The sequence below is a fragment of the Saccharothrix syringae genome, from assembly GCF_009498035.1.
GTDB lineage: Bacteria > Actinomycetota > Actinomycetes > Mycobacteriales > Pseudonocardiaceae > Actinosynnema > Actinosynnema syringae.
The window spans coordinates 423,663-445,726 of sequence record NZ_CP034550.1; the positions used below are offsets into that span (position 1 = coordinate 423,663).

Consider the following 22,064-nt stretch of genomic DNA (forward strand, 5'->3'; position numbering starts at 1 on the left):
ACCACGGTGTGCGGGCACACCAGGCGGATGAGGTGCGACCCGCCCGAGTACGGTCCGAGAAGAGCAACTTCGGGTGGAATTCCTGTCCGGCAAGCGGAGGCCGCGCGTGCCAAGGTGGGGATGTGTCCTACCGACCGGATGAAGCGCGCTACGACGACCGGATGACCTACCGCCGCTGCGGGCGCAGCGGGCTCAGGCTGCCCGCCGTGTCGCTGGGCCTGTGGCACAACTTCGGCGACGACCGGCCGCGCGAGCTGGGTCGGGCGATCGTCCGCCGCGCCTTCGACCTGGGCATCACCCACTTCGACCTGGCCAACAACTACGGCCCGCCCTACGGCAGCGCCGAGGCCAACTTCGGCCGGCTGCTGGCCGGGGACCTGCGCCCGTACCGCGACGAGCTGGTGATCTCCACCAAGGCGGGCTACGACATGTGGCCCGGCCCGTACGGCGAGTGGGGCTCCCGCAAGTACCTGCTGGCCTCGCTCGACCAGTCGCTGGGGCGCCTGGGCCTGGACTACGTCGACATCTTCTACTCGCACCGGTTCGACCCGGACACGCCGCTGGAGGAGACGGTCGGCGCGCTGGTCAGCGCCGTGCGGCAGGGCAAGGCGCTCTACGTGGGCGTCTCCTCGTACTCCGCCGCCAAGACCCGCGAGGCGGCGGAGCTGCTGCGCTCGGCGGGCGTGCCGCTGCTGATCCACCAGCCCTCGTACTCGATGCTCAACCGGTGGGTCGAGCGGGAGCTGCTCGACGCCCTCGGCGGGCTGGGCACGGGCTGCATCGCGTTCTCCCCGCTCGCCCAGGGCATGCTCACCGACAAGTACCTGGACGGCATCCCCGAGGGCTCCCGCGCCACCCAGGGCAAGTCCCTGTCGCCCGACCTGCTCAGCGAGCGGAACCTGGCGCACGTGCGGGCCCTCGCCGCCATCGCGGCGGAGCGCGGGCAGTCCCTGGCGCAGCTGGCCCTGACCTGGGCGCTGCGCGACGAGCGGGTCACCTCGGTGCTGGTCGGCGCGAGCAGCGTGGCGCAGCTGGAGGACAACGTCGCCGCGCTCGACGGGCCGCCGCTCACCGACGACGAGCTGGCGCGCATCGACGAGCACGCGGTGGAGTCCGGCATCGACCTGTGGGCGCAGTCCTCCAACGCGGGGTGACGCCGGCCCGCGCCGGTCGGTGCGGGTCGGTGCCGGACGACGCGGGTCGGTGCCGGTCGGCGCGGGAAGCGCCGGACGACGCCGGCCCGCGCCGGACGCCCGTCAGCGCGGGAGCCGCACCTCGAACGTGGTCGAGCCCGGCCGGCTGTCCAGCACCACGGTCCCGCCGTGCGCCACCACCAGCGAGTGCACCACCGCCAGCCCCAGCCCGCTGCCGCCCCGGTCGCGCGTCCGCGAGTCGTCCACCCGGTAGAACCGGTCGAAGACCCGGGCCTGGTCGGCGGCCGGGATGCCGGGCCCCGAGTCGCCGACCCGCAGCACCGCCCACCGCGGCTCGGCGGCCACCGCCAGCGACACCGCCGTCCCGGGCGGCGTGTGCACCGCGGCGTTGGTGAGCAGGTTGTCCACCACCTGCCGCAGCCGGACCGGGTCGAACGCCAGCCGCACCGGCCCGGTGGGCGCGGTCACCTCCAGCGGGTGCGTCGGGCGGGCCGCGCGGAACGCGTCCGCCGCCTCGCGCGCCAGCGCCACCAGGTCGCCGTCGGCGATCCGCAGCGGTGCCTCCACCTCGCCGGAGTCGAGCCGGGCCAGCAGCAACAGGTCGTCGAGCAGCACGCTCATCCGCGCCGCCTCCGAGCGCAGCTTCTCCAGGTGGGCCTCGCGCTCGCCCGGCGCGTTGGCCGCCGCGTACCGGAACAGGTCCGCGTAGCCCCGGATGGAGGTCAGCGGGGTGCGCAGCTCGTGCGAGGCGTCCGCGATGAACCGCCGCAACCGCTGCTCGGCGGCGGCGCGGGCGGCCAGGGACGTGTCGATGTGCTCCAGCATCGTGTTGAACGCGGTGCGCAGCTCCTCGACCTCGACGCCGCCGTCGTCGCCCTCCGCGCGCACCGGCAGCCGCGCCGAGTCGGTCAGGTCGTGCGAGGTGATGTCGTGCGCGGTGCGCGCCATGTCGCTCAGCGGCTGGAGCCCGCGCCGCAGCACCGCCCGCCCGATCACCACGAACGCCACCAGCGCGAGCAGGAACGTGGCCACCTCCACGAGCACGAGCTGGCGCACCGTGGTGGTGACGTCGTTCATCGACGCCGCGCTGACCAGCACCACGCCGTCGCCGATCGGGCAGCCGCGCAGCCGGTAGGTGCCCTCGCCCTCGACGTACCCGGTCCGGTAGTGCTCCGTGCCGCTCTCGGTGACCTCCAGCGCCACCTCGGTGAACTCGGACAGGTCGCCCGGCAGGTCGGCGGTGCCCTTGGGCCGCGCCTGGCCGTCGCGCACCTCGAACACCACCGAGTACCAGCCGTAGCCGGAGCTCTTGAGGCCGTTGTTGCGCTCGTACTCCTTCTCCAGCGAGGACTGCCGGGCGGCCATCTGGTCGTCGAACCGGTCGTCCAGGTACGACTTCATGCTCTGGACCATCACCGTGCCGACCGCCGCGAACACCGCCAGCGCCAGCACGCCCAGGCCCAGGGCGAGGCGCGTGCCCAGGCCCAGGCGCCGCCACCGCACCCGGCGCGTCACTCAGCCGCCCGCCGCAGCACGTAGCCGACGCCGCGCACGGTGTGGATCAGCGGCTCGCCGCCGAGGTCGAGCTTGCGCCGCAGGTGCGACACGACCAGCTCCACCACGTTGGACCGGCCGCCGAAGTCGTACTCCCACACGTGGTCGAGGATCTGCGCCTTGGTCAGCACGGTCGGCGACCGGCGCATCAGGTACCGCAGCAGCTCGTACTCGGTCGGCGTGAGCGTGACCAGCCGCCCGCCCCGCCGCACCTCGCGGGTGTCCTCGTCCATCACCAGGTCCGCGACCCGGAGCACCGACCGCTTCCAGCTCGGCCCGGTCGACCGCCGCAGCACGGCCCGCAGCCGCGCCATCAGCTCCTCCACCGAGAACGGCTTGACCAGGTAGTCGTCGCCGCCGCGGGTCAGGCCCGCGACCCGGTCGGCGGTGCCGTCGCGGGCGGTCAGGAACACCACCGGCACCATCGCGCCCGCCGACCGCAGCCGGTCGAGCACGGTGAAGCCGTCCAGGTCGGGCAGCATCAGGTCGAGCACCACGATGTCGGGGTGGAACTCGGACGCGGTCCTGAGCGCGGACTCGCCGCTGCCCGCGGTGACGGCCTGCCAGCCCTCGTACCGCGCGACCGTCGCGACCAGGTCGGCGATGTGCGGCTCGTCGTCCACCACGAGCAGTCGAACCGGGTTGCCCTTGTCCACGTGCCCATGGTGCGGCACCGGTGGGCGGCCCGTCGCGGGCCCGTCGGGTCGACAGGGAGTCGACAGGTGGGCAACAGGCCGGGCTCAGCTTCGACCCGCAGGCTCGGTGGCGGACCGACCCCCGAGCGACACCCTTCGCAGAGCCCGAGGAGCCCGCCGTGCCCAGGAACCCGTCTTGGTGACGACCGCCCGACCGCCCGCACCGCCGGCCGCCCGCCCGCGGGTGGTGGCCCGGACCGGCCTGGCCGCCGTGCTGGTCGGGAACGCCGCCGTGGTGCTGGTGCTGTTCGCGCGCGCCGGGTTCTCGGCCAACGCGCTGGTCCTGCTCGGCAGGCTCACCGGCCTGCTCGGCGCGCTGCTGATGGCGTTCCAGCTGCTGCTGGTCGCCCGGCTGCCGTGGCTGGACCGGCGGCTGGGCATGGACCGGCTCACCTCGTGGCACCGGTGGGTCGGCTTTTCGCTGCTGTGGCTGCTGGTGGCGCACGCGGTGTTCACCACGTCCGGCTACGCCGCCCAGTCGTCGCTGCCGCCGGTGGACGAGCTGGTGTCGCTGGCCACCACGGTCGAGGGCGTGCTGCGGGCGGTGGTGGCGCTGGTGCTGCTCGTCGGGGTGGGCGTCGCGTCCGCGCGGGCCGCCCGGCGCCGGCTGGCCTACGAGACCTGGCACTTCGTCCACCTCTACACCTACCTGGCCGTGGTGCTGGCGTTCGCGCACCAGGTGGCGGTCGGCACGACGTTCACCGCGTCGCCGCTCGCCACCGCCTACTGGTGGGCGCTGTGGGGGTGCGCCCTGGGCGCGGTGCTCGTCGGCCGGGTGGCGCTGCCGCTGTGGCGCAACGCCCGGCACCGGCTGCGGGTGGCGGCGGTGGTGCCCGAGTCGGACGACGTGGTGTCGGTCCACGTCACCGGGCGCGACCTGGACCGGCTGCCCGCCCGCGCGGGGCAGTTCTTCCTGTGGCGGTTCCTGACCCGGGACCGGTGGTGGCAGGCCAACCCGTTCTCGCTGTCCGCGGCCCCGGACGGCCGGTCGCTGCGGCTGACCGCCAAGGCCCTCGGCGACGGCAGCGCCTCGCTGAGGTCGCTGCGGGTGGGCACGCGCGTGTTCGCCGAGGGACCCTACGGCGCGTTCACCGCGATGCACCGGACCAGGCCGAACGCGCTGCTGGTGGCCGGCGGCGCCGGCATCACCCCGGTCCGGGCGCTGCTGGAGGAGCTGACCGGGCACGTCGTGCTGGTCTACCGGGTGACCCGGGAGCGGGACGCGGTGCTGCTCGACGAGCTGCGCGGGCTGGCGCACGCGCGGGGGGCCGAGCTGCACGTGGTGACCGGGCCGTCCGCCGCCGAGCCGCTGGGCCCGCGGGCCCTGGGCGCGCTGGTGCCCGACGCGCGGGACCGGGACGTGTTCGTGTGCGGGCCGCCCGGGATGACCGCCGCGGTGCTGCGCAGCGCGCGCGAGCTGGGCGTGCCGGGGCACCAGGTGCACGCCGAGCGCTTCGGCCTGACCGGTTGAGGGGGACCCGGTGAAGAGAGCCGTTCCGGTGCTGCTGCTGACCGTGGCGGGCCTGGTGCCGCTGTGGCGCTTCGAGCCGCACCACGACACCGCGACCGTCGCCGCCGGTGACCAGGAGGTGGAGGGTTCCCTGATTCCCACTCGCTACGGCGACGTGCAGGTGGCCGTGGCGTTCGAGGGTGACCGGATCGTGTCGGTGCGGATGCTGCGGCAGCCCGACAGCGCGCCCACCGAGCGGGCCGTGCCCGTGCTGGTCGAGGAGACGCTGACCGCGCAGAGCGCCGACGTGGACACCGTCTCCGGCGCGACCGCCACCAGCGAGGCGTACGCGGAGTCCCTGCAGGCCGCGATCGACGCGAAGGGGTGACCGGCGTGCGGCGCGTCGAGCACGTCATGGGCTTCCCGGTCTCGGTCGACCAGCGCGACGGCGACCCGGCCGCGGTGGACCGGGCCTTCGCGTGGCTGCGCGAGGTGGACGCCAGGTTCAGCCCGTTCCGGCCCGACAGCGAGGTGTCCAGGTTGGACCGGGGCGAGCTGGACCGGGTGCCCGCGGACCTGGCTCACGTGCTGGAGCTGTGCGCGCACTACGAGGAGGCCACCGGCGGCGCGTTCAGCGCCCGGCGGCCCGGCCTGGACCCGTGCGCGGTGGTCAAGGGCTGGGCCGTGCAGCGGGCGGCCGACCTGCTGGTCGCGGCGGGCGCCACCAGGCTGGTGGTCAACGCGGGCGGCGACGTGGTGGCGGTCGGTGGCCCGTGGCGGGTGGGCGTGCGGCACCCGGGGCGGGCGGACCGGCTCTGCGCGGTGCTGGAGGTCGCCGACCGGGCCGTGGCGACCTCGGGGCGGTACGAGCGGGGTGACCACGTCGTCGACGCCCGCACCGGGGAGCCGGTCACCGACCTGCTGAGCCTGACCGTGGTGGCGCCGACCCTCACCGAGGCGGACGCCACCGCGACGGCGGCGTTCGCGCTGGGGGTGGAGGGGATCGGGTGGGCCGCCGCGCGGCCGGGGTGCGAGGTGTTCGCGGTGGACGCGGAGGGGCGCGTGCACCGCACCCCCGGGCTGCCGCTGGCGGCCTGAGCCTGGCCCGGCCCACCTCGACTCGGCCCCGCCCCGCTCAGCCCGCCCAACCCAGCCCGCCCAACCCAGCCCGCCCAACCCAGCCCGCCCAACCCGGCCCGCCCAACCCGGCCCGCCCAACCCGGCCCGGCGGACTCAGCGCAGCCCTGCCCGGTGCGGCCAGGCGCGGTTCACCCCGGCTCACCCCGGCCCGGTTCGCCCCAGCCGTGACAGGCGCAGTCCCGACAGCAGCAGCCGCAGGCCGTGGTCGAAGTGGGTGTCGTGGTCGGACAGGTCGGCCCGCGCGGCGGCGGTCAGCGGGTAGCGCTCCGCGTCCACCTGGCGGATCGCCGCGGTCGCCTGCTCCTCCAGCGTGAACCCCTGCACGTACGCGTAGACCGCGGTGAGGCCGCGGGCCGCCTCGCGGGGGGAGAAGCCCGCGTCGCACAAAACCCGCAGCGCCAGTTCGGTCGGGCGGCCGAGCGCGTGGGCCAGGTAGGCGCCCGCCAGCACGCGCGCGCCGTCGCGGTGGGACAGCGCCGCGCGGCGCAGGCGGTGGGCCGTGTCGGCCAGCCAGTCCGGCCAGGGCTCGCCCCGCCGCGGCGCCTCCAGGTCCGCCAGGGCGTCGGCGAAGACCCGCGCCGCCACCGCCTCCAGCAGCTCGGCCTTGTTCCGCACGTGCCAGTAGAGCGCGGGCGCCCGCACGTCGAGCCGGTCCGCCAGGCGGCGCAGCGTCAGCCCGTCGAGGCCCGCCTCGTCCAACAGATCGAGCGCCGCGCGCACGATCGCCTCCCTGCCCAACGCCACGTCACGATGCTGCCCGACCGGCGCCCGCCGCGGGAGGAGGGCCGCCGGTGAGCGCTCGCGCGCGTTCTGCTACGGTGCCGCCACGGGTTTTCCCGCTCCACGGGAGGTCAGCCGGGTTCGCGCTCGGGGCGTGCCCCGCCGCCGACCACGTGGAGGGCCGGCCTCGGTCGCACGGATTCGGGAACGTGCGCGCCGAGGCCGGCACACGAAACCTCACGCGTACCGGTGGTGGTCGAAGTCCAGGCCCACCACCGAGCGGCCCAGGTCCGAGCCGAGCTGGGTGAGCAGGTCCACCAGTTCCAGGTTGGCCAGCCAGTCCCGCGGCAGCGCCGCGGTGCCGTGCACCGCGCCCAGGATGTTGCCGGTCAGCGCGGCCGTGGCGTCGCTGCCGCCGGAGTGGTTCGCGGCCGCCCGCAGCGCGTCCACGAACTGCGACCGCTTCGGGTACACCAGCACCGTGTGCACGGCGATCGCCAGCGCCTCCGGCCCGGTCCACCCGCTGCCCAGCCGGTCGACCCGCACCGAGTCGAAGCCCATCTCCCGGTGCTCCTCGGCGAACACCACGGCCCGGTTGAGCGTGTTCGCGGTGTAGGGGTCGCTGCGCAGCACCCGCCCGATGACCTGGTCCACGGCCTCCCGGAACGGCCGCCCGCGCACCGCCAGCAGGTGGATCAGCAGCGCGAACGCCCCGCCGGACACCCAGCCGCCGGTGCCGCCGTGGGTCAGCGCGGCGAACCGGCAGCCCAGGTCGTAGGCGATCTCCGCGCTCGGCGCGAACCCGGCGGGCGCGGTGCGCGTCACGCCGTTGCAGCCGGACGACTCGTTGTGCGGCTCCTCCGGCGTCGGCGGCGCGTCCGCGGCCAGCGCGCGCAGGCAGGTCAGGCCCGGCGACCGGCTGGAGTACAGCCGCTCGTCGGCGACCAGGCCGGTCGCGCCGGGGTCCGGCGCGGCGACCTGCTGGGTCACCAGCCACCGCCGGTAGCTGTCCCAGACCACCCCCACCGGGTCCCACTCGCCGGTGTTGCGGCCGCGCACCCACGCCCGCAGGTAGCCGTCGGCGGTGAACAGCGTCAGCTGCGTGTCGTCCGTCACCAGGGCCGGGCGCGGCGGCTCCAGCACGCCCTCGGGGCCGTGGTCGCGCTGGATGTCGGCCCAGCCCAGGTACTGGACGGGCGCACCCAGCGCGTCGCCGAGCGCACCGCCCAGCAGGCACGCGGCGCCACGGTCGACCACGTTCATCGGCTCGCGCGGCACTCGCCCTCCTGCACTCGCCCGGGACCGGACCGGGACTGTCGGGGCCAAAACCCTAGCCGTCGCGCCGGCGGCCGGTCCCCCCGGCGCGACTTGTTGAGCAAACAACATCTACTCGCAGGTATCCAACAAGCCGTTACTCGTACCTGATCCAGTGACTGCGGCCAGTCACCGAGGGGGGTCGCGGCGTCGTTCGGGCACTCGCACCGACGGGCACGTGCAAGCCGGGGCAACGGAGCGCGGAGGCGGGGGAAGGGCATGACCGACCGGATCAGGACAGGGCTGGAGTTCGGCGTCCTGGGGCCGTTGCAGGTCCTGGCCGACGGCCGGCCGCTCGTGATCGGTCGCAAGGGGATGCGCGGTCTGCTCGCCATGCTGGTGCTGGAGGCCAACCGGGTCGTCCCGATCGACGAGATCGTGGACAGCCTGTGGGACGAGGACCCGCCCGCCACCGCCCGGACCATCGTGCACGGCTACGTGTCGCGGCTGCGCCGGATGCTGGAGGAGGCCGACCCGGCGGGTTCGGCGCGCATCCTGACCACGCCGCCGGGCTACCGGCTGTCGGTCGACCCGTGGCGGCTGGACTTCCACCGGGCCCGGCAGCTCGTGTCGTCCGCGCGGGGCAAGCCGGCGCCGATCCGGGCCCAGCTGCTGCGCGAGTCGCTGGGGCTGTGGCGGGGGCCGGTGCTGGCGGACGTGCCCGGCGAGCCGGTCACCACGGACCTGGAGGAGCTGCGGCTGGCCGCGCTGGAGGAGCGCATCGAGGCCGAGCTGGAGCTGGGGCGGCACCTGGAGCTGGTGGGCGAGCTGCGGCAGCTCGTCAACGAGCACCCGTTCCGGGAGCGCCTGGTCGGGCACATGATGCGGGCGCTGTACCGGTCGGGGCAGCGGGCCGACGCGCTGGACGCCTACCAGCGGTTCCACCGCCGCGTGGTCGACGAGCTGGGCATCGACCCCGGGCCGGGGCTGCGGGTGCTGCACGAGCAGGTGCTGCGCGACGACCCGGCGCTGGACTCGCCCGGACCGCCCGAGGTGGTCACCGTGCCGCCGCGGCCGGGCGTGGTGGTGCCCGCGCAGCTCCCGGCGGCGGCCAGCGGGTTCACCGGCCGCGAGGAGGAGCTGGCCTGGCTGGACCGGCTGTGCGACGCGCGCGACCTGACCACGACGACGATCGCGGTGGTCAACGGCGCGCCGGGGATCGGCAAGAGCGAGCTGGCCGTCACCTGGGGGCACCGGCGCGCCGGGCAGTTCCCCGACGGGCTGCTGTTCGCCCCGCTGCACGGGTTCGCGCCCGACCGCGACCCGGTGGCGCCCGCGGAGGTGCTGGCCCGGTTCCTGCTGGCGCTGGGCGTGCCCGCGGACGGCGTGCCGCGCGACCTGGACGACCGGGTGGGGCTGTACCGGTCGGTGCTGGCCGGGCGGCGGGTGCTGGTCGTGCTCGACGACGCGTGGGACCCCGAGCACGTGCGGCAGCTCCTGCCGCCGGGCGCCGGGTCGGTGGTGCTGGTGACCAGCCGCAAGCGGATGGAGTCGCTGGTGGTCAGCAACGGCGCGCGGATGCTGACGCTGGACGCGCTGTCCGACGAGGAGTCGGTGCGGCTGCTCGACGAGGTGGTCGGCAAGCCGCTGTCGGAGCAGGAGCCGGTGGCCGCGCGGATGCTGGCCGAGCTGTGCGGGAACCTGCCGCTGGCGCTGCGGATCGCCGCGGCCAAGCTGGTGATCAGTCCGGAGTGGACGGTGGAGGCGCTGGTGGCGCAGCTCGCCGACGACGACGCGCGGCTGCGCGCGCTGGACCTGGCCGACACCGGCGTGGGGGTGGCGCGGGCGCTGGCCGTGTCGTACCGGAACCTGCCGCCGGAGCTGGCGGAGACCTTCCGCGCCGCCGGCGTGGTGCCCGGCCGGTGGGTGAGCCCGCACGCCGTGGCCGCGGTGTGCGGCACGGACCTGGGCACCGCCGCCGGGCGGCTGGCGGACCTGGCCGACGCGCACCTGCTGGTCGAGCAGTGGCGGGGCGGGTTCGTGCTGCACGACCTCGTGCGGCTCTACGCGCGCGAGGTGCTGGAGGCGGAGGAGGCCGACCGGGCGCTGCGCCGGCTGGTCGACCACTACCTGGTCGCGTGCGACCACGCGCGGCGGCTCGTCCGGCCGGTGGCCGACGGCCTGGACTTCTCCGGGAACCCGGCCGCGCCCCGGCCCGCCACGTCGGCGCAGGCGCTGTCCTGGTTCGACAAGGAGTGGCCGAACATCATCGCGGTGGTGCACGCGGCGGCCGAGGCGGGGCTGCACCGGCGGGTCTGGCAGCTCGTGCGGCTGGTGCACACCTACTGCGTGACGCGGCTGGTGCGGCGGGAGTGGCAGGCGGTCGCCGAGATCGGGCTGGCCTCGGCCCGGGTGGTCGGCGACCGGTTCGGCGAGGTGCTGGTGCTGCACGCCATGCAGGACATCGACAACCGCACCGGGTCGCTGCGGGGCACGCTGGAGCGGGCCGAGCTGGCCCACGCGATCGCGCTGGAGCTGGGCGAGGCGCGCTACGTGGTGATGACGCTGGACAAGCTGGCGCTGGCGCTGGTCGCGGAGGGGCGGCTGGAGGAGGCGCTGGTGCGGCACCGGGAGGCCGTCGAGATCGCCAGGCGCGACGTCGACCCGATCGGCGAGGCGACCGTGCTCAACAACCTGGCCCAGACCGAGCAGCTGCTGGGGCAGCGGGAGAAGGCGGCGCAGCACCAGTTCCGGGCGGTGGAGCTGTACCACCGGGTCGGTGACGAGCGGGCCTACGCGGTGGCGGTGAACAACCTCGCCGAGCTGTACGCCGAGCTGGGGCTGCTGCCCGAGGCCGAGGAGCACGCCCGGCAGGGCGTCGAGCTGGCCCGCGGCGGGTCGATGCAGTTCGAGGAGGCGTTCGGGCGGCAGGTGCTGGGTCAGGTGCTGGCCGCCCGGGGCGAGCGGGTGGCGGCGCAAGCGGAGCTCGCGGAATCGCTTCGGCTGTTCGTACGCCTGGGGTCGCCGCGGGCGACGTTGGTCCGAACGGCCCTTGAAGCGTTGACCACCGGGATTTAGCCGCCGTTTAGCTGCGGGGCCCGGGGTCGTGGGAACTTTGACGGGCGCTGATCAAGCCAGTGGGGTCGGCGCGCGGGTGGCTCTTGGAGGGGGGAATCCAGGGGGGAAAGCCACCCGGCCCGGTCGGCCGGCGTTCGGGGGAGAGCGCCGGCCGACCGGGACCCGACTCGTCGCGGTTGTTCAGTCCGAGGACAGCGGGAGCAGTTCCGGGCGCTTCGGCGCCAGCCCGTCGCCCATCGACTCGCCCCGCAGCTGGCGGGCGATCCACGGCACCACGTGCTCGCGGGCCCACTTCAGGTCGTGGCGGCGCTGGGTCATCCAGTCCTCGTCCACCGGCGGCGGCCAGGGGGTGTTCCACTCCTCGTCCGGGGAGTGGCCCAGGACCTCCGCGGCGCGCAGCGCCACCCGGCGGTGTCCCTCCGGCGAGAGGTGCAGGCGGTCCTCCGACCAGGCCCGCCGGTCGTGCAGGACGGTCATCGACCAGAGGTCCACGACCCGGCAGTGGTAGCGCTCGGCCACCGACCACAGGTGGCTGTTGTAGACGGCCACCTTGCCGCGCAGGGAGCGCAGGAGCGGGGTGTGCTTGGGGTCGAAGCCGGTGAAGATCAGGACCTCGCAGCCCGCGGCGCGCAGGTCGGCCACGGCGATCTCGTACACCTCGGCCACCGCGTCCGGGTCGCTGCCGGGCACCAGGATGTCGTTGCCGCCGCCGCAGAAGGTGACCAGCCTGGGCTTGAGCGAGACGGCCAGCGGGATCTGCTCGTCGACGATCTCCTGGAGCATCTTGCCCCGGATGGCCAGGTTGGCGTAGCGCAGGCTCGGGTGCTTCAGGGACAGCATCGCGGCCAGCCGGTCCGCCCAGCCCACGTAGCCGCCGGTCGGCGCCGGGTCGTCCAGGCCCTCGGTGAAGCTGTCCCCCAGTGCGACGAAGCTGTCCAGGCGTTCCATGGTCCCTCCCTACGCGCGGCACCCCCGTGACCGCGCCAGTCAGCATGCAACGCCATCGGGCGCCTGCGCCACCGCCGGTTCGCGACGCTGTTACCGATGTGTCACCCGCTGGTGTGAACCCGTGTCGGCAATGGGTGATTCACCGCGTTCGGGACCCGGAGATGTGGTGCACATCGCTCATCCCAACCCCGACAAATCCCGCGAGTCGAACCTCCAGAACCCCCGTGTCGAACCTCCGGGACCCCCGAGTTCGACATTCGGGTGGGGCCGGTGAGAGGGGCGGGGCGGCGCGGCGCGGCGCTGGGCTGCGGCGGGGCTGGGCCGGGGCTGGGCTGGGGTGCGAGGGGCCGGGCAGGGCTGGGCTGCGGCTGGGAGCGAGGGGCCAGGCGGGCCGGGGCTGAGGCTGGGCTGGGGCTGGGCTGGGGCTGGGCTGGGGTGCGAGGGGCCGGGCTGGGCCTGGAAGAGGGAGGAGCGGGAAGGGGTCGGCTGGGAAGGGGACCGAGAGGGGGGAGGGGTGGGCCGGGGCGGGGGAGGGCTGCCGCCGGGAGCCTCCCCCGCCCCGACGTCTCAGCCGCCCGCGGCCAGGGCGGCGGGCTCCCGGTAGGCGGCGCGCAGCCGCTGCTCGGCCGCCGGGGCCGCGCCCAGCGCGTCCAGGCCCAGCAGGGCCGCCCCGACCACCGGCGGCACGTCCACCACGCGCACCCGCGCGGCGGGCGCCCCCGCGACCAGTCGCGCCCGGACCGCGTCGACCACCACGTCACCGGTGCCGGTCAGCACGCCGCCGCCCAGCACCACGTCCACCGGTTCGGCCAGCAGCGCCAGGCGGGACAGCGACACGCGGGCCAGCAGCACGACCTCCTCCACCAGCCGGTCCACCACCGCCCGGGCCACCGGGTCGCCGGCCGCCGCCACCTCGAACAGCAGCGGGCACAGGGCGTTCGGGTCGAAGTCGACCTCGCCGAGGTGCAGCCGCTCCACCGCCTCGGCCAGCGTCGCCGTCCCGTAGTGCGCGGTCACCGCGTCCAGCAGCGCGGTCGGCTCGCCCCGGCCGTCCTCGGCCCGCACGGCCAGCCACAGGGCCTCGGACCCGATGTGCGCGCCGCCGCCCCAGTCGCCGGAGATCCGGCCCAGGGCCGGGAACCGGTGCACCCGCCCGTCCGGGGCCACGGCCACGCAGTTGATGCCCGCGCCGCACACCACGGCCACGCCGATGCCGTCCGCGGTGCCCGCCCGCAGCAGGGCGAACGTGTCGTTGCCGACCACGGTCGTGGTCGACCAGCCGCGCGCCTCGATGGCCGCGCGCAGGTCGTCCTCCTCCTTCGGGAGGTCGGCGCCCGCCAGGTAGGCGGCGGTGTGGGCGGCGATCGGCTCGCCCGCGGGCAGGCCGGCCTGGCGGGCCGCCCGGCGGGCCAGGTCCTCGAAGACCTCCAGGCTGCGCGCCAGGCCCACGTTCTGCGGTGACGCGCCCGGGCCCAGGACCCGGGCCAGTACCCGCCCGTCCAGGTCGACCAGGGCCATCGCGGTCTTGCTGTTCCCCCCGTCCACGGCCAGCACCCGCCGGGTCACCCGCGGCCCCCCGCCCGGGGCAGGTGGGCGGCGTTGGCCGCGACGAGGTCGTCGGCCAGCCGGTCGGCCAACGCGTGCTGCCCGACCAGCGGGTGCGCCAGCAGGGCGTCCGCCACCCGGTCCCGGCCACCGCGCAGCGCCGCGGTCAGGGCCAGGTGCTCGTAGGCGGTCACGTGCGCGATCAGCCCGGACATCGACGGCGGCACCGGCGGCACCGGCAGCGGGTGGGCGCCGGTGGTGTCGACCTCGGCGGGCACCTCGACCACCGCGTCGTCCGGCAGGAACGGGAGCGCGCCGTCGTTGCGGACGTTGACCACGTGGCGCGTCGGGGGCTGCCCGCTGGTCAGGGCGTGCACCAGCTGCACGGCCGCCTCCGAGTAGTACGCGCCGCCGCGCTTGCCGAGCTGCTCGGGCTTGGTGACCACGGCGGGGTCGCGGTAGAGGTCCAGCAGCTCCTTCTCCACGGCCGCCACCACCTCGGCCCGGGGCGGTTCGACCTGCTGCTTCCGCACCACCTCGTCGTGCTCGTAGAAGTACTTGAGGTAGTAGGACGGCACGGCGCCCAGGCGGCGCATCAGCGCCGCCGGCAGGCCGATGTGCCCGGCCAGCGCCTCCGCGTGGTGGGCCAGCAGGTCCGGCAGCCGGTCGACGCCCGCCACCCGGACCCCGGTCTCCCAGGTCAGGTGGTTGAGGCCCACGTGTTCCAGGACCACCTCGTCCGGGGCCGCGCCCAGCAGCGCGGCGGTCCAGCGCTGGAACGTGATGGCCACGTTGCACAGCCCCACGGCCCGGTGGCCCGCCTGGAGCAGGGCGCGGGTGACGATGCCGACCGGGTTGGTGAAGTTGACGATCCAGGTGCCCTCGCCCGCGACCCGCCGGACCCGGTCGGCGATGTCGAGCACCACCGGCACGGTGCGCAGCGCCTTGGCCAGGCCGCCCGCGCCGGTCGTCTCCTGCCCCACGCAGTCGCAGCGCAGCGGGAACGTCTCGTCGGACGCCCGGGCCGCCTGGCCGCCGACCCGCAGCTGGAGCAGCACGGCCGAGGCGCCGTCCGCGCCGCGCTCCAGGTCGGTGGTCGTGGTGACCCTCGCGGGGTGGCCGGCGTGCGCCAGCAGCCGCCGGGCGAACGCGCCCACCACCGCCAGGCGCTCGGCGTCCGGGTCGACCAGGGCTATCTCGTCGACGGCGAGGCTGGTGCGCCGCCCGGCGATGCCGTCGACCAACTCGGGCGTGTACGTGGACCCGCCCCCGACCACGGTGAGCTTCACCCCTTGACTCCAGTGAACGTGACGCCCCGGACGAACGAGCGCTGCGCGAACGCGAACAGCACGATCGCCGGGAGCATGACCAGCAGGGTGACGGCCATGGCCAGGTTCCACTGGACCTGGTGCAGGCTCTTGAACGACGACAGCGCCAGCGACAGCGTCCACTGCTCCGGGACCTCGCTGGTGTAGAGCAGCGGTCCGAAGTAGTCGTTCCACGTGTAGAGGAAGCAGAACAGGGCGGTCGCCGCGATGCCGGGGCGCGCCATCGGCACCACGACCCTCAGCAGGGCCTGGAACTCCGTGCAGCCGTCCACCCTGGCCGCGTCCACGTAGGACTGGGGGATGGTCAGCATGAACTGGCGCAGCAGGAACACCGAGAAGGCGTCGAACAGGAAGTAGGGCACGACCAGCGGCCACAGGGTGCCGGTCAGGCCCAGGCTCGACCAGGCGTCGTACAGCGGCACGGCCACCACCTGCGGCGGCAGCAGCATGGCGCCGACCACCAGCAGGAACGCCGCCTGGCGGCCCCGCCAGCGCAGCTTCGCCAGGGCGTAGGCGGCCGGCACGGACGACAGCAGCATGCCCGCGGTGGCCAGCAGCGAGTACAGCAGGCTGTTGCCCAGGTAGCGCAGCAGGGGCGCGGCCTCGAAGACCTCCAGGAAGTTGCCCCAGTGCCACTCGCGCGGCCACAGGTCCGCGGTGAACGCCTGCGAGTCCGACATGACCGCGGTGAGCAGCACGAACACCACCGGCAGCGCGAACATCAGGCCCAGCGCCAGGCCGGCGCTGTGGACCGCGATCCAGTCCAGGGTGCGGCGGGTGGTCATCCTTCCTCCTGGGGGGTGGCCCTGCGCAGCCGCCGCACGAGCAGCGCCGTGGCGGCGAAGGAGGCGACGAACAGCACGGTCGCCATCGCCGACGCGTAACCCATGTCGAAGTAGCGGAAGCCCTGCGTGTAGAGCCACACCGGGAACGTCAGGGTCGAGTTCTCCGGGAAGCCGATGTTCTTGGTGCTGCCGGTGACGTCGGCCGCGCCGCTGGCGGCCGAGCCGGCCACCACGGCCTGGGTGAACAGCTGGAGGGCCAGCACGATCGAGTTCACCACGCCGAACAGCAGCACCGGCGAGATGGACGGCAGCGTGACGTGCCACCACCGCCGCAGGGCGCCCGCGCCGTCCAGCTCGGCCGCCTCGTGCTGCTCGCGCGGGACGTCCAGGATCGCCGCCAGGATGATGATCATCAGGTCGCCGGACACCCACAGCACCACCGCGGCGATGCCGGGCTTGGCCCACGCCGGGTCGGCGAACCACAGCGGCCCCTCGACGCCGAACCAGCCCAGGAAGGCGTCCACCGGGCCCTCGTTCGGCCGCATGAGCAGGAAGAACACCAGGGTCGCGGCCACCGGCGGGGTGAGCGAGGGCAGGTAGCACAGGGTGCGCACCAGGCCGACGCCCGAGCGCAGCCGGGCGATCACCGAGGCGACGCCGAGGGCGAACGCCACGCGCGCGGACGTCAGCACGACCACGAACCACAGCGTGTTGCGCACCGAGGTCCAGAACAGGTCGTCGCCGAGCATGTAGGCGTAGTTCGCCAGGCCGGCCCACTCGGGCGGGTTGATCAGGTCGTACCTGGTGAACGAGAACCCGACCGTGGCCACCAGCGGGTAGGCGAAGAACAGGGTGAAGCCGAGCGCGGCGGGCGCGGTGAACGCCAGCGCGGTCAGCCGGCGCCGGGTGCGGGACCTCCCCGGTGGCGGGGAGGTCCGCGCGGCCCGCGCGCGGTCGAGCGTGGCCGTCACTTGCCGCTCTTCGCGATCTGCTCGTCGATGCGCCGGTCGACCTCGCGCAGGCCCGCGGTCAGGTCGTCGACCTTCCCGGCCTGCCACGAGGTGGCGAAGTCGCCGACGGCCTTGATGTGCGCGTCGCCGATCGGGGTCACCGGGTTGCCGCGCAGCTTGTCCGAGCGGGCCAGCTCGACGAACGTCCGGAAGTTCTCGTCGACCTCCAGCCGCGGGTCGGCCAGCGCGGCCCTGGTGCTCGGGACGTTCTTGATGGCGTTGGCCAGGTCGACGATGGTGCCGGTGTCGAAGGACAGGTGCTTGATCAGCTCCCAGGCGGCGCCGGGGTTCTTCGCGCCCTTGGGGATGCCCATGATCGAGCCCGCGGTGAACGCGGTGCCGTACAGCTCGGGCCTGCTGGTCGGGAACGGCGCGGTGCCGAAGTCCACCTCCGGCGCCTGGTCGGCCAGGAACGCGGTGCGGTACTCGCCGTCGATCATCATGGCGATCCGGCCCCGGTGGAACGCGTGGTCGGTGGAGAACTCCTGGCCGAGCCCGGCGCGGAACCGCTCCAGGTCGTCGTAGCCGTAGAAGTCGACGAGCTGCTTCTGGAACTCCAGCATCTCCGCCCACGCGGGCGTGGCCAGGGAGGACTTGCCGTCCGGCCCGGTCCACTCCGCGCCGAAGTGCGGCGCCCAGATGGGCGGCCGGTTGGCGTAGAACATCATGGTGGGCAGGAAGCCCGCGACCTCGATCGACCCGTCGGGCGCCCGCTTGGTGGTGCGCTTGGCGAAGTCGAGCAGCTCGGCGGTCGTCCTCGGCGGCGCGGTGATGCCCGCCTCGGCGAGCAGGGCCTTGTTGTAGTACAGCCCGTAGACGTCGCTGAGCAGCGGCATCGCGCACCGGTTGCCCTTGTACTCGCTGTAGGAGCGGACGGCCTCGGTGATCTGGCCCAGGTCGACGCGGTCGCGCTCGATGTAGGGCTTGAGCTCCTGGAAGGAGCCGGACGAGCAGAACTGGCCGATGTTGTCGGTGGTGAAGGACATGGCCACGTCCGGCGGGTTGCCGCCGCGGATGCCCGCGGTGATCTTGTCGTCGTCCTGGCTGCCCTCGTGCCTGATCTCGGCCTTGGGGTACTTGGCCTTGAAGCTCTCCAGGGCCTTGGTGACCTCGGCCAGCTCGCGGCCGGAGTAGTTGCTCCAGACGGTCAGGGTGAAGCTCTCGTCGGCGCCGGGCGCCGCCGCCGGACCGGACGGCCCGGCGTCCCGGCCGGAGCCCGCGGCGCAGGCGGTCAGGGTTACCGCCGCGGCCACGCACAGCGACGCCGCGCGGTGGAGCTTGCGCATGTGCTCTCCTTCGTCAGCAGGGGACGTGAGGCGTTCCGCTAGTCGGGCGGCGGGCCGCCGAAGGGTTCGGTCGTGGCGGCGGGCAGGCCGAACACCTGCTCCCGGGCGACCGACAGCGCGGCGTGCAGGGCGCCGGAGCGCACCGGTTTGCCGGTCACCTGGGCGAGCCGGACGGGGGTGCGGGGCACCACGAGCAGGCGCAGCTCGGCGGCCACGAGGTCGGTGAGCGCGGTGCCGCCCGCGTGCGCGACCTCGCCGGAGAGCAGCACCAGCTCCGGGTCGAGCACGGCGACCACGTTGGCCACGCCGGTGGCGATGCGGCGGGCGAGGTCGACCAGGAACTCGCGGCCCGCGGTGCCCTCGCCCAGGGCCTTGGCCACCGCGGCCCGGCCGGTGCGGGCTGACACGCCGTGCGCGCGGGCGAGCCGGGCGATGGCCGCGCTGCCGAGCAGGTCGCCGTAGCGGCTGCCGGTGCGGTCGGCGCCGGTGTCGGCGTGCGCGCGGTCGGGCACCCGCAGGGCGTCGACCTCGCCCGCGCCGCCGGTGGCGCCGCGCAGCAGCGCGCCGTTGACCACGACCGCGGCGCCGACCGCGTCCGCGGGCCACACCAGCACGAAGTCCTTCACGCCCCGGGCCCGGCCGGCGACCATCTCCTCCAGCGCGACCAGGTTCACGTCGTTCTCGACCGTGACGCCGGTGCCGAGCAGCTCGCGCAGCTCCCGGGGCAGGTCCTTGTCGCCCCAGCCGGGCATGTGCGGCGCGTAGTTCAGCCTGCCGGTGGCGGGGTCGACCGCGCCGGGGCTGCCCACGACCACGTGGTGCAGGGCCTCGGTGGTCAGGCCCGCCTGGGCGGCGGCCTTGGTGACCGCGCCGCGGAACGCCTCCAGCACGCCGGTGCGGGGCATGGGCGCGCGGTGCTCGGTGAGCACGGCGCCGGAGATGTCGGCCACGGCGACGTCGACCGCGTCGGGGGTGAGGTCCACCGCGGCGACGTGGGCGAGCGCGCCGTTGACCGCCCACAGCTGCGCCCGCGGACCCCGCCCGCCGCCGCGCAGGCCGCTGCGCAGCACGGTGCCCTCGCCCTCCAGGCGGGTGAGCAGCTGGGCGGTGGCCGGTTTGGACAGGCCGATGAGGCCCTCCAGCTCCGACCTGGTCAGCGGGCCGTTGCGGAGCAGTGCCTCGATCGCGGCGCGGTCGTTGATCTCGCGCAGCAGCCTCGGGCTCCCGGCTCGCATCGGCGCTCCTGTCTGTTAACTTTCCAGACGATTTCGCCGAACGGTAGTGAGCCGGGTCACCGCCGTCAATGGTCTGGTCCACTGCCGAGACGGGGCCGTTACCCGGGTTAGGTCCCCCTAAGGCACCCTGGAGGCATGACCGACACGCGTCAGGAGTCGCTGGCCGCCCTGCTGGGCGGCCGGGGTGGTGCGGTGGACGCCTCGCTGCCCCCGGCGGCGTTCGTCCTCGGCTGGCTGCTGGGCGGCCGCTCGGTCGAGGCGGGCGCGCTGGCCGCCGTCCTGTGCGGTGTGGTGGTCGGCGTGGTGCGCGTGGTGCGCGGCGCCCGCCCCGGCGCGCTGCTGGTGTCGGTGGCGGTGGTCGTGGCGGCGGCCTACGTGGCCCTGCGCACCGGTCGCCCGGAGGACTTCTTCCTGCTCCAGATCCTGCTCAACGCCGCCTCCGCGCTGGCCTGGGCGGCGTCGATCGTGGTGCGGTGGCCGCTGCTCGGCGTGGTCGTCGGGCTGGTGACCGGGCAGCGGTTCCGCTGGCGGCGCGACCCGGACCTGCTGCGGGCCTACCGGCTCGCGTCGTGGCCCTGGGTCGGCCAGTACGTGCTGCGGGTGCTCGTGTTCGGCGCGCTGTGGCTGGCGGGCCAGGTCGTCCTGCTGGGCGTCATGCGGGTCGCCCTGACCTGGCCCCTCCAGGTGGCCTGCGTCGCGGTGAGCTGGTGGGTGCTGCGCCGCTCGCTGCCCGGCGACCACCCCGGCCTGCGCCACCCCCGCGTGCCCGGCGGGGACTAGGAGAACGCGGCGGCGATGACCCGGCGCGCGGTGGCCGACAGCTCGCCGCCCATGTGCAGGGTGTTCACCGAGTAGACCAGCGTGCGGCTGCCGTCGGGGGTGCCCGCGACGCCGTTGTTGTAGCCCGGCCGGTCACCGGTCTTGCCCCACACCACGAAGCCCGGCGTCAGTTCGATGCGCGAGATGCCCAGGCCGTGCACCGCGCCCGGCAGGTCCGGCACGTCCATCAGCTCGGCCCGCTGCGCCGGGGTCAGGTAGTCCCCGCGCAGCAGGGCGGCCAGCAGCCGGTCGAGGTCGCGGGCGCTGGAGACCACCTCGGCCGCCGCCCACTGGAGCGTCGGGTTGGCCTCGGTCACGTCGACGTGGCCGGTGCCGGTCAGCTCGTAGCCGTGCGCGTGCACGCCCCGGATGCGCGGGTCGGTGCCGGGCAGGTAGGTGTCGCGCAGGCCCAGCGGTCGGATGACCTCGTCGCGCACGGCGTCGCCGTAGGGCCGGCCGGTCGCCGCCTCGATCACCAGCCCGGCCACCAGGTAGCCCATGTTGCCGTACTGCTGCGCGGTGCCGGGGTCGAACTGCGGACCCTGCGCGACGCCCAGCTTCACCACCTCCAGCGGGTCGAAGGTGTCGTAGCGGTGCTCCAGGAACCACGCGGGGTCCTTGTGCGGCAGGCCGTGCCCGGCGATGCCGTGGGTGTGGTCGAGCAGCTGCCGGACGGTGATCGGCTTGGTGAACACGGCCGGGTCGAGCAGGTCGGGCAGGTAGTGCTGGACGGTTTGGTCGAGGTCGAGCCGGCCGGACCCGGCCAGCTTGAGCGCGGCGGCCGCGGTGAACAGCTTGGTGATGCTGCCGACGCGGAACCGGCCGTCCGGGTGCACGGGCTGCCGCGTGCCGATCCGCGCCACGCCGCCGGAACCGCGCCAGCCGCCGGCCGTGCCGGACACGCGGACCAGGGCGCCGCTCGCCTCGTCGTCGGGCAGCGAGGCGACGGCGGCGCGCAGCGCGTCGGGCCTGAGCGGGGGGACGGTCGCGGCGGAGGCGGCCGGGACCAGGGCGGCGGTGAGGGCGGCGACCACGGGGACGAGCAACAGCTTTCTCATGCCGGGAAGCCTGTCGGGCCGGGCCGCGGAGATCATCCGGGTCCGCCCCTGGACTTCACGTCAGGGGAACCCCGGGGGTCACAGGCGGTCCAGTTCCTCCCACAGCGCCGGCGGGACGTCGACCTCGGCCGCGTTCGCCCGCACCTCCTCGGCCGACCGCACGCCCACCAGCACCGACGCCACGGCCGGGTGCCGCCGCGGGAACGCGATGGCGGCCTGCGGCACCGGCACCCCGTGCCGCCCGCACACCCCGGCCACCCGCCGGGCCCGCTCGACCAGCCCGGGCGGTGCCGCGCGGTAGTCGTAGGTGGCGCCGGCGGCGGGCGCGGCGAGCAGCCCGGAGTTGAACACCCCGGCCGCCACCACCGCCACGCCGCGCTCCGCGCACAGCTCCAGCAGCTCGGCGCCCGACCGGTCGAGCAGGGTGTAGCGGCCGGCGAGCAGCACCACGTCCAGGTCGGCCTCGCGGACGAACCGCGCGAGCATCCGCCACTGGTTCATGCCCACGCCGATCGCCCGGACGACGCCCTCGTCGCGCAGCTTCACCAGCGCGGGCACGCCCCGGGTGATCGCCTGCTCCCAGTGGTCGTCCGGGTCGTGCAGGTACACCACGTCCACCCGGTCGAGCCCGAGCCGGTCCAAAGAGGACTCCAGGGACCGGCGGACGCCGTCCGCGCCGAAGTCCCACACCCGCCGGTGGGTGGCGGGCACCGCGAAGCCGTTCGCCAGGTCGTCCCCGCCGCCGTCGAACGGCTCCAGCAGCCGGCCGACCTTGGTGGACACCGCGAATTCCGCGCGCGGCCGGGTGCGCAGGAACCGGCCCAGCCGCCGCTCGGACAGGCCCAGCCCGTAGTGCGGCGCGGTGTCGAAGTAGCGGACGCCCGCGTCCCACGCGGCTCCCAGCGCGCCGGCGGCGTCCTCGTCGGACACCGCGGTGAACAGGTTGCCGATCGGCCCGCCGCCGAAGCCGAGGCGGGACAGCGCGACGCCCCTCACGGCCGCGGG

At 74.9% G+C, this 22,064-nt stretch carries 19 protein-coding genes; 6 read left to right on the forward strand and 13 right to left on the reverse strand.

Annotated features, from left to right (window positions below):
- Positions 1–122: 122 nt before the first annotated feature.
- On the forward strand, positions 123–1,154 hold the full coding sequence (gene mgrA, locus EKG83_RS01985; protein WP_033432313.1) for an L-glyceraldehyde 3-phosphate reductase: 1,032 nt from the start codon (positions 123–125) through the stop codon (positions 1,152–1,154).
- 102 nt (positions 1,155–1,256) lie between these two features.
- On the opposite strand, the gene EKG83_RS01990 is transcribed toward mgrA, so the two are convergent.
- The gene (locus tag EKG83_RS01990; RefSeq protein ID WP_033432312.1) at positions 1,257–2,669 is read right to left on the reverse strand and encodes a sensor histidine kinase; all 1,413 of its coding nucleotides are present in this window, start codon (positions 2,667–2,669) and stop codon (positions 1,257–1,259) included.
- Complete coding sequence (locus EKG83_RS01995) at positions 2,666–3,364, reverse strand: response regulator transcription factor (RefSeq protein ID WP_033432311.1); 699 nt, start codon at positions 3,362–3,364, stop codon at positions 2,666–2,668. Before EKG83_RS01995 ends, EKG83_RS01990 begins: the two co-directional genes overlap by 4 nt.
- A 178-nt stretch (positions 3,365–3,542) precedes the next feature.
- On the opposite strand from EKG83_RS01995, the gene EKG83_RS02000 reads away from it, so the two are divergent.
- The 3 genes from EKG83_RS02000 to EKG83_RS02010 are packed head-to-tail and all read left to right on the forward strand — an operon-like array spanning position 3,543 to position 5,951.
- On the forward strand, positions 3,543–4,874 hold the full coding sequence (locus EKG83_RS02000; protein WP_033432310.1) for a ferredoxin reductase family protein: 1,332 nt from the start codon (positions 3,543–3,545) through the stop codon (positions 4,872–4,874).
- A 10-nt stretch (positions 4,875–4,884) separates the two neighbouring features.
- On the forward strand, positions 4,885–5,241 hold the full coding sequence (locus tag EKG83_RS02005) for an FMN-binding protein (protein WP_033432309.1): 357 nt from the start codon (positions 4,885–4,887) through the stop codon (positions 5,239–5,241).
- 5 nt (positions 5,242–5,246) lie between these two features.
- Positions 5,247–5,951 carry an FAD:protein FMN transferase gene (locus EKG83_RS02010; protein WP_033432378.1) on the forward strand — a complete coding sequence of 235 codons (705 nt, stop codon included), beginning with the start codon at positions 5,247–5,249 and terminating at the stop codon, positions 5,949–5,951.
- A 180-nt stretch (positions 5,952–6,131) separates the two neighbouring features.
- Here EKG83_RS02010 and EKG83_RS02015 read toward each other — a convergent pair whose 3' ends face one another.
- Positions 6,132–6,737, reverse strand: coding sequence for a TetR/AcrR family transcriptional regulator C-terminal domain-containing protein (locus EKG83_RS02015; protein WP_033432274.1), 606 nt, complete (start codon positions 6,735–6,737; stop codon positions 6,132–6,134).
- A gap of 213 nt (positions 6,738–6,950) precedes the next feature.
- Positions 6,951–7,991, reverse strand: coding sequence for an ADP-ribosylglycohydrolase family protein (locus tag EKG83_RS02020; protein ID WP_033432273.1), 1,041 nt, complete (start codon positions 7,989–7,991; stop codon positions 6,951–6,953).
- A 255-nt stretch (positions 7,992–8,246) separates the two neighbouring features.
- Between EKG83_RS02020 and EKG83_RS02025 the strand changes: the two genes are divergently transcribed.
- On the forward strand, positions 8,247–11,045 hold the full coding sequence (locus EKG83_RS02025) for an AfsR/SARP family transcriptional regulator (protein ID WP_033432272.1): 2,799 nt from the start codon (positions 8,247–8,249) through the stop codon (positions 11,043–11,045).
- Positions 11,046–11,225: 180 nt separating this feature from the next.
- On the opposite strand, the gene EKG83_RS02030 is transcribed toward EKG83_RS02025, so the two are convergent.
- From EKG83_RS02030 to EKG83_RS02060, 7 genes are all read right to left on the reverse strand, one after another.
- A complete protein-coding gene (locus EKG83_RS02030) occupies positions 11,226–11,993 on the reverse strand; it encodes an SGNH/GDSL hydrolase family protein (RefSeq protein WP_033432271.1) in 768 nt (255 codons plus the stop codon).
- A gap of 567 nt (positions 11,994–12,560) precedes the next feature.
- Entirely contained in the window at positions 12,561–13,559 is a 999-nt protein-coding gene (locus tag EKG83_RS02035; protein ID WP_033432270.1) for an N-acetylglucosamine kinase, read from the reverse strand.
- Positions 13,556–14,827, reverse strand: coding sequence for a 6-phospho-beta-glucosidase (locus tag EKG83_RS02040; RefSeq protein WP_033432269.1), 1,272 nt, complete (start codon positions 14,825–14,827; stop codon positions 13,556–13,558). The genes EKG83_RS02035 and EKG83_RS02040 overlap by 4 nt, the downstream gene beginning before the upstream one ends.
- The gene (locus EKG83_RS02045) at positions 14,824–15,651 is read right to left on the reverse strand and encodes a carbohydrate ABC transporter permease (protein ID WP_033432268.1); all 828 of its coding nucleotides are present in this window, start codon (positions 15,649–15,651) and stop codon (positions 14,824–14,826) included. Before EKG83_RS02045 ends, EKG83_RS02040 begins: the two co-directional genes overlap by 4 nt.
- Complete coding sequence (locus EKG83_RS02050; protein WP_033432267.1) at positions 15,648–16,622, reverse strand: carbohydrate ABC transporter permease; 975 nt, start codon at positions 16,620–16,622, stop codon at positions 15,648–15,650. The genes EKG83_RS02045 and EKG83_RS02050 overlap by 4 nt, the downstream gene beginning before the upstream one ends.
- Entirely contained in the window at positions 16,619–17,947 is a 1,329-nt protein-coding gene (locus EKG83_RS02055; RefSeq protein ID WP_033432266.1) for an extracellular solute-binding protein, read from the reverse strand. Before EKG83_RS02055 ends, EKG83_RS02050 begins: the two co-directional genes overlap by 4 nt.
- 38 nt (positions 17,948–17,985) lie before the next feature.
- Complete coding sequence (locus EKG83_RS02060) at positions 17,986–19,182, reverse strand: ROK family transcriptional regulator (protein WP_051766227.1); 1,197 nt, start codon at positions 19,180–19,182, stop codon at positions 17,986–17,988.
- 135 nt (positions 19,183–19,317) lie between these two features.
- On the opposite strand from EKG83_RS02060, the gene EKG83_RS02065 reads away from it, so the two are divergent.
- The gene (locus tag EKG83_RS02065) at positions 19,318–19,962 is read left to right on the forward strand and encodes a DUF3159 domain-containing protein (RefSeq protein ID WP_033432265.1); all 645 of its coding nucleotides are present in this window, start codon (positions 19,318–19,320) and stop codon (positions 19,960–19,962) included.
- On the opposite strand, the gene EKG83_RS02070 is transcribed toward EKG83_RS02065, so the two are convergent.
- Positions 19,959–21,059 carry a serine hydrolase domain-containing protein gene (locus tag EKG83_RS02070; RefSeq protein WP_051766226.1) on the reverse strand — a complete coding sequence of 367 codons (1,101 nt, stop codon included), beginning with the start codon at positions 21,057–21,059 and terminating at the stop codon, positions 19,959–19,961. The genes EKG83_RS02065 and EKG83_RS02070 overlap by 4 nt on opposite strands.
- Positions 21,060–21,137: 78 nt before the next feature.
- Positions 21,138–22,055 carry an aldo/keto reductase gene (locus EKG83_RS02075; protein WP_211269153.1) on the reverse strand — a complete coding sequence of 306 codons (918 nt, stop codon included), beginning with the start codon at positions 22,053–22,055 and terminating at the stop codon, positions 21,138–21,140.
- Positions 22,056–22,064 lie beyond the last annotated feature (9 nt).